The organism is Actinoplanes sp. NPDC048988 (assembly GCF_043197815.1).
GTDB lineage: Bacteria > Actinomycetota > Actinomycetes > Mycobacteriales > Micromonosporaceae > Actinoplanes.
This window is the reverse complement of record NZ_JBICTW010000027.1, coordinates 100,794-111,880: the sequence shown is the minus strand read 5'-3', so window position 1 is coordinate 111,880 and position 11,087 is coordinate 100,794. Positions and strand designations below refer to the sequence as shown.

The following is an 11,087-nucleotide window of genomic DNA, read 5'->3' as shown; positions in this document are numbered from 1 at the left end:
CTCATAGCCGACCTCGTCGACGAGCTCGGCGCAGGCGTCGAGCATGCGTTGGACCCGGGCCACGCTTCTGCCCTGCACCGGAACCCGGCGCAGGGCGGGAACCGCGTCCGGCGCGGGCACTCCACCGCGACCGAGGGTTCGCCGGACCAGCTCGCCTGACGGGCCCCGATCGGCACCATGGCCCGGCTCGGCCAGGGAGGAGTCCTCGATGAGATCGTCGATCTCGCGCGCGGACACCGCGGCCGGCGAGTAGGGGGCCCGAGGCGTGGGTGCTTGTGCGGTTGTCCCCGCGTTTCGCTCGTCCATCACACCTCCTCCTGGCCTCGAAGGCCCTTGCGTGCGCGATGCAGCAACGCCGTGGTGGCGGCGATCGGCACTCCGAGCAAACGAGCGATCTGATCGTGAGTCAAGCCCTGCGCCTCGAGAACCAGGACACGCTGCCGACGCTCGGGGAGGGCCGCCCATCTCCCGATGATCTGCTCTTTGGCGATGACCTCGCTCTCCGGAGTCTTCCAGTCAGCGGACTCGGGCTCGGGCCGATCCGCGGTGGCCGCCACGGATCGGCTCCCGCTCCGCCGCCACGTGCGGAACGCGTTGGGGTAAGCGTCGATGCACATGCCGATGAAGTACGTCAGAGGGCTGGCGCCGCGATCGGGACTCCATCGTCCCGCGATCAGCCCGGAGCGCATCCATCCTTCGATGGTTCCGAGACCGTGCCGGGCGAGCCGCTCGGCGAAGCGCGTATATCCGTCGCCCTGGAAGCCGTTCGCCCGCAGGGCGTCGACAAGTTTCTGATCGCGAAGCAACTGGCCGTCGTCAGTGTCTTGACCCGATGTCGGCGATTCGGGGCCGGCGGAGGGGTCGTGGCGCGGAGAGGTCATTGTCTGTCCGCGACCACGCTCGATCTGTCACGGGTGGTGACCCGCGATGCGGTCGGGTGTATCACACCGAAAAGCTGGCATGCCGGCGTCATGCGTCACAGGCCTCGAACACATCACCAAGCACAACACGAATGGTGACGGAGGCCAAGATGCCCAACGGACGAACCGGTGATTCTCTGATCGACCTCCGGTCGGCGGTGATCGGAATCGGCGCTGCGGGTGTGGCGCTCGGCGTCGGAGTGCTCGCTAGCTGGGGCCATGCACCGGACGTATCGAGGTCGCTGATCCCATGTATTGGACGCATGCGTTCCGGCGGTGAAAAGTCGGTCGGGTGAGCACGTATCGCGCCGGGACGCCCGGCTACCGCCGGATCTGTCTGACTCTGTTCGCGGCCGGGGTGGCCACGTTCGCTCTGCTCTACAGCACGCAGGCGCTGTTGCCGAATCTCGCCGTGGCGTTCGGGGTGACGCCGGCGCAGAGTGCCTGGTCGCTGTCGCTGGCCACGGTCGGGCTGGGTGTGGCGCTGCTGGTCACCGGGCCGCTGTCGGAGAAGGCCGGGCGTACCCGTCTCATCCACCTGTCGCTCGCGAGCTCGGCCGTGGTCGGGCTGGCCTGCGCGGTGGCGCCGACCTGGCACGTGTTGCTGGGGCTTCGGCTGCTCCAAGGCGTCACGCTGGCCGGGCTGCCCGCGGTGGCCACCGCCTACCTGCGGGAGGAACTGCACCCGGACACGCACGCGCGGGCGGCCGGGCTCTACATCGGCGGCACCGCTCTCGGTGGCATGGCCGGGCGTCTGATCACCGGGTGGGCCGCCGAGGCGTACGGCTGGAGATGGGCCCTGGCCGCAGTGGCCCTGCTCGGCGTGGCCTGCGCCGTGGTGGTGGCGGTGCTGCTGCCGCGGTCGCGCAACTTCGTGGCCCGGCCGGCTGCGGCCATGACCCGGCGGGCGCTCAGTGATCCGGCTTTGCTGAGCCTCTACGCGATCGGGGCGTGCGCGATGGGCGCGTTCGTCGCGGTCTACAACGCCGTGGGTTTTCGCCTGACCAGCGCGCCGTTCCTGCTCGGCGCGGGTGCGGCCGGCGCCGTCTTCCTGGTCTATCCGGTGGGCACGCTGAGCTCGGCGGTCTCGGGCCGGTTGGCCGACCGGTACGGGCGGCGGGCGGTCATGCCCTTCGGCGCCGTCCTGACCGCCGTGGGGCTGCTGCTCACGCTGCCGGACAGTCTGCCGCTCATGGTGACCGGGCTGGCCGTGATGACCGCCGGGTTCTTCTGCGTGCACGGGGTGGCCAGCGGCTGGGTGCCGGTGCGGGCGCACGCCGGTGGGGTGCCGGCCGGGCAGGCGGCGTCGTTCTACCTGTTCGCGTACTACGCGGGCTCGTCGATCTTCGGCAGTCTGGCCGGTACGGCCTGGTCGCTGGGCGCGTGGCCGGCGGTCGTGGCGCTCGCGTCGGTCTTCGCCGGGATCAGTGGGGTGCTCGCGCTGAACCTGCGGCGCGTACCCGCTCTGGGCCCCGCGGCACAGGTGAACGCCGGAACTTCATCCTGAGATGTGGCTATTACGTCTCTTGGGCGAACTCGTCGGAGTGTTTTACGACTTTCCCGGTCGACTTTGATCAGATGGCCTTGTGGCCAGGCGAGTCTTTCTGCACATCGGTGCGCCGAAAACCGGCAGCACCTACATCCAGAACGTTCTCTGGGGCAACCAGGACACCCTGCGCGACCGGGCCGGCGTCCTCGTGCCGCACACGCTCTACGCCCACGACCAGGCCATGGCCGACCTGCGCGAGGTGCCCTGGTACGACCCGTCGTCCGGCTGGACCTGGGACCGGCTGGCCGGGCTGGCCAACGCCTGGCCGGGCGACGTGGTGATCAGCAGCGAGGGGCTCGGCGCGGCCACCCCGCCGCAGGTGGCACGCGCCTTGGCGAGCTTCGGCGAGGCGGAAGTGCACGTCATCGTGGCCGGGCGCGACCTGTGGCGCACGCTGCCGTCGATGTGGCAGCAGAGCATCCGGGGCCGCAGCACGTGGCGCTTCGAGGACTTCCTGTCGGCCGTGGAGAAGGGGCGCTACCAAGCCTTCTGGGACGAGCACACGGCCGACCGCATGCTGCGCCGCTGGGGTGACCCGCTGCCGCCCGGGCACCGCCACCTGATCACGGTACCGCCGGCCGGGTCGCCGCACGACACGCTGTGGCGCCGGTTCGCCGGGGTCGTCGGGGTGCCCGGCGACCTCTGCCGGCTCGAGGAGCCGACGGCCAACGTCTCGCTCGGCGCGGCCGAGATCGAGCTGCTGCGCCGGGTCAACCAGGCCCTGGGCGACCTCTACCCGCACCGGGTGCCCTACCAGCGGGTCGTCCAGCGGCACCTGGTCGACGCCGTACTCAAGCAGCGGGCCAACGCGCTGCGCTTCGGCATCGGGGCCGACCGGGCGGCCTGGGTGCTGGCGGTGGCCGAGGAGCAGATCGCCACCCTGCGCAACTACCCGTGCGACATCGTGGGCGACCTGGACGAGCTGCGCCCGGTGGCCGTGCCGGTCACCGGGCCGAGCCCCGACCAGCTGCCGGACACCCAGGTGCTGGAGGCGGCCATCGACACCATCGTCGGCATGCTCGGGCACGCGGCGTCGCTCGACCGGCCGCTGGAGAAGCGCTCCCCGGGGACGCTGAACCGGCTGCGGGGCATGCGGCGCCGGTTGCGCGACACGGTCACTTTCGGCACCCGCGTAACCGATCCGGCCGACCGGGTACCCGGGGCGCGCCCCCGGGCATAGCCTGGGCCCATGCCGTACGTCGCCGCCCGCGACGGCCGCCGGCAGCGCGGCCCTCAGGATCGGGCACCCTCCGTCCCCGAACGACTCGACGACCTTCGTGGCCACAGCGTGGGAGTGCTGGAACTCCCGCATCACATGGCCGCCGGCCACAAGTCCCGCCGCCGGTTCGACCTGGAAGACCCGGCGCAGCAGCGGCTGGCCTACCAGACCGTGCTGTGCCAGGCCTCGGACTGCTGCGAGATCAACGATCTCCTGCATCCCGGCGTGCTCCGCCGCCTGTGGCGCCACCTGCACATTCCTGACCGCGTCCGGCAGGCGTGGGAGAACCGCTACCCGGATCTGAACGCGCCCGCCCCGTCGTCCGAGACGAAGATCCCCACCGCCGAGCTGATCGCCCCGCGCACCGACGACGGCTTCCGGCGGGCCGGGCGCCGGCCGACCGCCTCGGTGCCGGCCGACCGCCTCACCGCCGCGCAGATGATCGCCGCCCGTACGGCCTCCAGCCGTTGATCTCGGTTCGGGGCGTCGGCCTGGGCCTGGCCGCCGTCGCCCGCCCCGGGTACATCAACCTGGGGCGCGACGCCGACCTGCCCGCCGACCGTACGGTGGAGTCGCTGCGCACGCTCGTCTTCGCGCTGCTCGACGACGCGTACGGCAAAGGGGTCAGGTATTTCGACGTCGCCCGTTCCTACGGGCGCGCGGAGGAGTTCCTGGCCGCGTGGCTGCGTGCCCGTGACCCCGAGGGCGTCGTGGTCGGCAGCAAATGGGGCTACACCTACACGGCCGGATGGCGGGTCGACGCCGACGTGCACGAGGTCAAGGACCACAGCGTGGCCACCTTCGACCGGCAGATCGAGGAGACCCAGGACCTGCTCGGCGAGCGCCTGGACATCTACCACGTCCACTCGGTCACCCCGCACAGCACGGCGCTGACCGACAAGGTGCTGCACCGCCGCCTGGCTGGCCTCGCCGCCCAGGGCATCATCGTGGGCGTCTCGACGAGCGGCCCCGCCCAGGCGACGGCGATTCGAGAGGCTTTGGCCGTACGGATCGACGGCGAGCCTTTGTTCCGCAGCATCCAGGCCACGTGGAACCTCCTCGAGCCGTCGGCCGGTCCCGCCCTGGCCGAGGCCCACGAACAGGGCTGCCTGGTCATCGTCAAGGAGGCCATGGCCAACGGCCGCCTGGCCTCGGCCGGCGAGCTGGGCGAGGCCCCGGACGCGGTCGCCCTGGCCGCGGCCCTGGCCCAGCCGTGGGCCAACGTGGTGCTGTCGGGAGCGGCCACCCTCGAGCAGCTCGACTCGAACCTGCGCGCCCCGGCCGTCGATGTCGACGCCGAAGCGCTCGCGCACCTGGCCGAGCCGCCCGAGGAGTACTGGTCACACCGCTCGACCCTCGCCTGGACCTGACCACCGCCCGGCCGTCACCGTGACGCGGCACCGACCCGCCGGGACTTCGCCTCGTACATGGCGCCGTCGGCGCGGCGCAGCACCGAGACGGCGTCGTCGCCGGGGGCGGCGCGGACCGCGCCCACGCTGACGCCGACAGAAGCCGGCTCGCCGGTGACCACGAACGGGGCGGCGAAGGTGGCCTCGATCCGGGGCACCACCTCGGCCGAGGCGTCGCGGCACAGGACGACGAACTCGTCGCCGCCGTAGCGGGCGAGCAGGTCGGTGTCCCGGACGCACGCGGACAGGCGTACGGCAACCTGTCTCAGCAGTTGATCTCCGGCCACGTGGCCCAGGCCGTCGTTCACCGCCTTGAAGCCGTCGAGGTCGCAGAACAGGATGAGCGGGGCTTCGCCGGCCGCCAGGGCGGCGTCCAGGCCGTCCAGGAACTTCTTGCGGTTGGCGAGGCCGGTCAGCGCGTCGTGGGTGGCCTCGTGGGCCAGCGCCCGCTCGGCCCGCGAGCGCTGCGCCGACAGCATGCCGATGCGGACCATCACCATGGGCACGATCACCGCGGTGCCGACCGCGAGCAGCACGGCGTCGATCGGCCGGCCGGCGAGCTGCTGCACGGCGGCCACGACCGGGTTGAGCGCGATCGCGCTGCCGAGGAAGGCCAGCCGGCCGGGGCCGAGCCGGTCGGCCGACACCGGGCCCGGGCGCTGCAGCTGATCCATCGAGCGGTCGGCGACGCCCGTGCCGGCCACGATGTAGCCGGCCAGGAAGAGCGTGTCGACCCAGCCCGGCCGGGTCAGCGGGGTGTCGGCCGCGTACCAGAGCAGGCTCAGGTTACCGATCAGGGCCAGCGGCAGGACCACGACGAAGGCGCGCAGGGCGAGCAGCGACTCGCGCCCGGCGCTCTCCACGCGCAGCAGGGCGCCCAGCATGCCGGCCAGGCACAACGCCATCACGAGCAGGCCCGCCCGCGAGCCGGCGGACAGCTCGCTGGCCTCGAGCCGGGGCTGCACGAGCACGGTCCAGAGCAGCCCGGCGAGACCCACGGCCATCACGGCCGCGTCGAGGATGCCGCCGATGTCGCCGCTCCCGTGCCGCAGCACGATCCACACCGCGGCCCCGAGCAGCAGCAGATGCCCGGCCACGATGAAGACCAGCGAGGTCAGGTCCCGGTTGTCGGTCAGGCCCAGCTGGACGGCCGCCCACAGCCCGCCCAGGTTGATGACGGCGAGCCCGGCGACGATGAGCACCGACGGCCCGCGCCGCTCGCGCAGGGCCAGAATCCCCGGCACGAGGGAGGCCGAGCCGATCAGGAAGTACAGCAGGGGGTGGGCGCCCTCCGGCGCCAGCGGGTAGGCCACCGCCGCCACGAGAGCCGCCAGGGCGTACGCGAGCAGGGGTACCCGGGACATGACGCGCCTATCGCCCGAGCGCTTGCGAACCTGAGCCGAATCGGGTTGCGAATCCGGCGTGGCCGGGCAGGATCGGACCCCGTGACAAAGATCGAGGAGTTCCCGGTGCCCGGCGGACCGTACGCCCTGGCGACCGGCGGCGACGGCGCCCTCTGGTTCACGCTGGTGTCCCGCGGGCAGATCGGGCGGCTCGCACCGGCGGCCACCTTCGACGTGGGCGCCGCCGCCCGGCCCACGATCATCGCCGCCGGGCCGGACGGGGCGCTCTGGTTCACCGCGTACGGCACGCACACGGTCGGGCGGATCACCACCGCGGGCGAGCTGACGGAGTTCACCCTGCCGACGCCGCAGGCGGGCCCGTTCGGCATCGCGGCCGGCCCGGACGGGGCGATGTGGTTCACCGAGAGCGCCGCCGACCGGATCGGGCGGATCACCGCCGACGGCACGGTGACCGAGGTTCCCACCGGTTCGTTCCCGTCCGCGATCGCGGCCGGCCCCGACGGCGCGATGTGGTTCACCCTCAACCAGGGCAACGCGATCGGCCGGGTCGGCATGGACGGCTCGACGGCGATCCACCCGCTGCCGACCGAGGGCGCGGCGCCGGTGGGCATCGCCGCCGGCCGGGACGGCGCCCTGTGGTTCACCGAGATCGGCGCGGGCCAGATCGGCCGCGTCACACCGGAAGGAGCCATCACCGAGTTCCCGCTGCCCGACCGGGCCGGGCGCCCGCACGCCATCACCGCGGGCACGGACGACCGGATGTGGTTCACCGAGTGGGCGGGCAACCGGATCGGCTCGATCACTCCCGGCGGCACGATCGAGTCATACGATCTGCCGACCCCCGGCAGCGAGCCGCACGGCATAGCGCTCGCCCCCGACGGGACGGTGTGGGCCGCCCTCGAGATCGGCGCCCTGGCCCGCTTGACGGGGCGTCGGTGAACGCTCACTGATCCAGGTCGGCCAGCGCCTCCGGCCGCAGCGCGTAGATGCGGCGTTGCACGTCCTGCCGGAGGTCGACCAGTCCGGTCTCCCGCAGCAGCCGCAGATGCCGGGACACCCCCGGGCGGCCCATCGGAAGTGTCGCCGCGCCGGTGCCGTCCTACCAGAGCAGGCGACGCGTGTTCCGGCCGGCGGGGCGGCGGCGGAACGTGCCCCACATGGCCCACGCGACGACCATGGCCAGGCCCTGCACGGCCCACAGGGCCAGGTTCCAGGGGTGTTCGTCCCCGAGCAGGAAAGCGCGGACGGCGATGGTGGTCAGGGCGACGGCCGCCGCGACGACCGCGATGAGGTTGCGGGTTCGGGGAGTCAGCCGGTCGGGGCTCATGGTGGGACTCTATCGCGCGGGTAGGCCGCGGAGCGTGGGCGCGATGATCGATGCGGTGATGTGGCCGGATCGGCCGTGGCGCGAGCTGCGGGGGAGTGGGAGCGGGCCGAGCGGCTCGGGATCGGGCGAGGGTGGCTCTGGGATCACCTCGTTCTGGGTGGACGGCCGGTCTCACACGACGCGTACGCCGTTCTCGCCGCTGCCGCGGCCACCACGACCACGATCGGGGTGGGCACGATGGTCACCGCGCCGAACTTCCGCCATCCCGTCACGACGGCCAAGGCGGCGCTCGCCCTCGACGATGTGAGCGGCGGGGCGACGCGGGTCGCCGTGTTGTGGCCGCGCGGTGACGACGCCGAGCGGCGGTTCGCCGTACTGGAGAAAGCCGAGTTAACGGCGTAGAAACCTCCGATACTTCTGGCCGAATCAACGCGTCTTTAGCTTCTTTCTCAGCTTGAGTCTCGCGAGTCACATCCTCGTATTCGCCTCGCACGCTTCTCCGGCTCCATTGACGATTTCTATCTGTCTGGAGACCGCTATGTTGGGAAATTCCGCATGAGCGGAGAAATCCGCGTCACCGGAGTGCGCCGGGTCTACGACATCGGCGCGGGCGGCTCGCTGACCGCCCTCGACGACGTCGATCTCACCGTGGAGACCGGCACCTTCGTCAGCGTCATCGGGCCCAGCGGCTGCGGCAAGTCGACGCTGCTGCGGGCCGTGGCCGGGCTGGAGACGCCGGACGCCGGCCGGATCACCGTCGGCGGGCTCACGCCGGAACGGGCCGCCGCCGACAAGATGCTCGGCCTGGTGCCGCAGACGCCGGCGCTGTTGCCGTGGCTGTCCGTTCTCAAGAACGTGTCGCTGCCGAGGAAGGTCAACCGCCGGAAGGGCCGGAACACGGCCGACATGGTGGATCTGCTGAGCAAGGCCGGGCTGGCCGACGTCATGCACAAACTCCCCTCGCAGATATCCGGCGGCATGCAGCAACGCGCGGCCATCGTGCGCGCTTTCGGCCTGCACCCGGACGTTCTGCTCATGGACGAGCCGTTCTCCGCGCTCGACGAGTTCACCCGCGAGGCCCTGCAGGAGCAACTGCTGGACCTGTGGGACGAGCTCAAGGCCACGGTCCTGTTCATCACGCACTCGGTCAGCGAGGCGGTCCGGCTGTCCGACCGCATCGTCGTGATGGCGCCCCGGCCCGGCCGGATCACCGACGTCATCGACATCGATCTGCCCCGGCCGCGCGGGCAGGCCCTTCTCAAGACCCCCGAGTTCCACGCGTACGAGGACCTCGTGCGTGACCGGCTCCGCGGTGCGTTCCACTACGCGAATGCGATCGCCTCATGACCATCGCTCTCGTGGCGAAGCCGCGCGCCACACGTAAACGAACCTTCGCCTTCCTGCACCCGGCGAAGTGGCTGCCGCTGGTGCTCATGCTGGCCGTGCTCGGCGCGCTGTGGCAGTGGGGCGCGGCCCGGATGCCGTACCTGCTGCCGCCGCTCGGCGACATCGGGCGGACGCTGACCGAGGACGCCGGCTACTACCTCGAGAACGCCCTCGTCACGTTGCGGGAGGCGGTCGGCGGCCTGGCCATCGGCACGGCGGTGGCGTTCGTGCTGGCCGTGGTGGTCAGCGAGTTCACGCTGGCCCGGCGGGCCATCATGCCGGTCGCGGTCATCCTCAACGTGACCCCGCTGGTGGCGATCGCGCCGGCGCTGGTGGTGGCGTTCGGTTTCGGGGCGGCGCCCAAGCTCATCGTGACCGGGCTGATCTGCTTCTTCCCGGTGCTCATCAACATGTCGATGGGCCTGCGGGCGGTGCCGTTGCCGGTGTTGCAGGTGTACCAGACCATGCACGCCTCCCGGCTCGAGACGCTCTGGTACATCCGGGTTCCCAGCTCGCTGCCGTATCTGTTCGCGGCGCTGCGGATCGTCTTCCCCCTCTCGGTGGTGGGCGCGGTCGTCGCGGAGCTTTCGGCCGCCGGGTCGTCCCAGGGTCTGGGTACGGCGATCAGCCTCGCCTCCTCCATGAACCGGCTGGCCGCCGTCTACGCGTCGATCGCGATCCTGGCCGTGCTCGGTTCCCTGCTGCTGCTCGTCGTGACGCTGCTGGAGCGCCGTCTCCTGCACTGGCACGAGACCCGCGCCGGCGCCAAATAACTCAACGCACCCTCTGACGGAGACTCCTCATGCGTACTCGCACCCTTTTTGCGGCTTTTTCCGCCGCGGCCCTGCTGATAGGCACCGCCGCCTGCGGTTCCTCCGACTCCTCGGACGAGGTGGCCGCCGCCGCGGCCGGCACGGCCATCTCGGCCGACCGCTGCGCCCAGAACAAGGCCGCCGGCAAGATCACCTACCTGTCGGGCTACCAGTGGCAGGCGTCGGCGTCGATCCTGGAGTACGCCGCGGCCAAGAAACTCGGCTACTTCGACGCGGTCTGCCTCGACGTCGCCATGCAGCCCGGCACCGGCGACACCAGCCAGAACACCAAGCTGCTGGCCAGTGGCAAGGTGACCGTGAGCCCGGTGAGCCAGCAGGACGTGCTCTCGGCCAACGCCAACGGCATCAAGGTCACGGGCGTCTCGTCGTACTCGAACGTGGGTCTCGAGGTTCTGATGACCAAGACCGACGTCACCGACCTCAAGCAGCTGGACGGCACGACGCTGGGCCAGAAGGGCGCCATGCCGGTCGGCGTGCAGGCCATGCTGGTGCGGGCGGGCGCCGACTTCGGCTCGGTCAAGCAGGTGACCGTCGGCTACGACCCGTCGGTGCTGACCCGCGGCCAGGTCACGTCGCTGACCGGCTTCATCTCCAACGAACCCAACCAGCTCAAGGCGGCCGGCACGCCGGTGACCGTCTGGCGGCCGTACGACTACAAGGTGCCCGGTTCGCTCGGCGCGATGGCCGTGAACCCGGACTTCGCGGCGAAGAACCCCACCGCCGTACAGGACTTCCTCCGGGCCGGCCTGCACGCCTTCGAATACTGCGAGGAGCACGGCGAGGAATGCGTGAAGGCGGCGGCCGACCTGACCGGCGCCGGATACGACGAGAAGCAGAACCTCGCCGTCTGGCAGACCGAGACCAAGGTCGTCCGGGACAGCCTGCCGACGGGCGCGGCGCTCGGTGCGATCGACACGAAGAACGTCACCGCGCTGGCCGAGATGCTGAACACGTACACGAAGACCTCGATCACGCCCGACCAGGCGACGAGCGAATTCGACCCTTCGTACGTGTCCGCGATCTATCAGGGTGACAAGCTGATCTGGCCCGCGCCGTAATTCGAGAACAGGAAACAGTTAT

13 protein-coding genes and 1 pseudogene are annotated in these 11,087 nt (G+C 71.2%); 9 read left to right on the top strand and 5 right to left on the bottom strand.

Features of this window, described 5'->3' with window-relative positions:
• Positions 1-306, bottom strand: a pseudogene (locus ACGFJ7_RS44990) (hypothetical protein); the annotation flags it as partial.
• The gene (locus ACGFJ7_RS44985; protein WP_360257666.1) at positions 306-806 is read right to left on the bottom strand and encodes a sigma factor-like helix-turn-helix DNA-binding protein; all 501 of its coding nucleotides are present in this window, start codon (positions 804-806) and stop codon (positions 306-308) included. The pseudogene ACGFJ7_RS44990 and the gene ACGFJ7_RS44985, both read right to left, overlap by 1 nt.
• A 406-nt stretch (positions 807-1,212) precedes the next feature.
• Between ACGFJ7_RS44985 and ACGFJ7_RS44980 the strand changes: the two genes are divergently transcribed.
• The 4 genes from ACGFJ7_RS44980 to ACGFJ7_RS44965 all read left to right on the top strand — a co-directional run bounded on the left by ACGFJ7_RS44980 (position 1,213) and on the right by ACGFJ7_RS44965 (position 5,058).
• On the top strand, positions 1,213-2,427 hold the full coding sequence (locus tag ACGFJ7_RS44980) for an MFS transporter (protein WP_392648440.1): 1,215 nt from the start codon (positions 1,213-1,215) through the stop codon (positions 2,425-2,427).
• A gap of 79 nt (positions 2,428-2,506) precedes the next feature.
• A complete protein-coding gene (locus ACGFJ7_RS44975; RefSeq protein WP_360257670.1) occupies positions 2,507-3,649 on the top strand; it encodes a hypothetical protein in 1,143 nt (380 codons plus the stop codon).
• Between the two features lie 9 nt (positions 3,650-3,658).
• A complete protein-coding gene (locus ACGFJ7_RS44970; RefSeq protein ID WP_360257672.1) occupies positions 3,659-4,159 on the top strand; it encodes a hypothetical protein in 501 nt (166 codons plus the stop codon).
• Entirely contained in the window at positions 4,156-5,058 is a 903-nt protein-coding gene (locus tag ACGFJ7_RS44965) for an aldo/keto reductase (RefSeq protein ID WP_360257674.1), read from the top strand. Before ACGFJ7_RS44970 ends, ACGFJ7_RS44965 begins: the two co-directional genes overlap by 4 nt.
• Positions 5,059-5,072: 14 nt before the next feature.
• Here ACGFJ7_RS44965 and ACGFJ7_RS44960 read toward each other — a convergent pair whose 3' ends face one another.
• Positions 5,073-6,461 (bottom strand): diguanylate cyclase domain-containing protein, encoded by a 1,389-nt coding sequence (locus tag ACGFJ7_RS44960; RefSeq protein ID WP_360257676.1) that lies wholly within the window; start codon positions 6,459-6,461, stop codon positions 5,073-5,075.
• A gap of 81 nt (positions 6,462-6,542) precedes the next feature.
• Between ACGFJ7_RS44960 and ACGFJ7_RS44955 the strand changes: the two genes are divergently transcribed.
• Positions 6,543-7,400: a virginiamycin B lyase gene (locus tag ACGFJ7_RS44955; RefSeq protein ID WP_360257679.1), complete on the top strand. Its 858-nt coding sequence runs from the start codon at positions 6,543-6,545 to the stop codon at positions 7,398-7,400.
• A gap of 4 nt (positions 7,401-7,404) precedes the next feature.
• Here the strand turns inward: ACGFJ7_RS44955 and ACGFJ7_RS44950 are convergent, their stop codons facing one another.
• A complete protein-coding gene (locus ACGFJ7_RS44950; protein WP_360257682.1) occupies positions 7,405-7,533 on the bottom strand; it encodes a hypothetical protein in 129 nt (42 codons plus the stop codon).
• A gap of 27 nt (positions 7,534-7,560) precedes the next feature.
• On the bottom strand, positions 7,561-7,788 hold the full coding sequence (locus ACGFJ7_RS44945; protein WP_392648435.1) for a hypothetical protein: 228 nt from the start codon (positions 7,786-7,788) through the stop codon (positions 7,561-7,563).
• Positions 7,789-7,848: 60 nt separating this feature from the next.
• Between ACGFJ7_RS44945 and ACGFJ7_RS44940 the strand changes: the two genes are divergently transcribed.
• From ACGFJ7_RS44940 to ACGFJ7_RS44925, 4 genes are all read left to right on the top strand, one after another.
• Positions 7,849-8,190 (top strand): LLM class flavin-dependent oxidoreductase, encoded by a 342-nt coding sequence (locus ACGFJ7_RS44940; protein WP_392648432.1) that lies wholly within the window; start codon positions 7,849-7,851, stop codon positions 8,188-8,190.
• Positions 8,191-8,343: 153 nt separating this feature from the next.
• On the top strand, positions 8,344-9,135 hold the full coding sequence (locus ACGFJ7_RS44935) for an ABC transporter ATP-binding protein (RefSeq protein WP_392648430.1): 792 nt from the start codon (positions 8,344-8,346) through the stop codon (positions 9,133-9,135).
• On the top strand, positions 9,132-9,947 hold the full coding sequence (locus tag ACGFJ7_RS44930; RefSeq protein ID WP_360257688.1) for an ABC transporter permease subunit: 816 nt from the start codon (positions 9,132-9,134) through the stop codon (positions 9,945-9,947). Before ACGFJ7_RS44935 ends, ACGFJ7_RS44930 begins: the two co-directional genes overlap by 4 nt.
• Before the next feature lie 29 nt (positions 9,948-9,976).
• Complete coding sequence (locus ACGFJ7_RS44925) at positions 9,977-11,065, top strand: ABC transporter substrate-binding protein (RefSeq protein WP_360257691.1); 1,089 nt, start codon at positions 9,977-9,979, stop codon at positions 11,063-11,065.
• The last annotated feature ends 22 nt before the right edge of the window (positions 11,066-11,087 follow it).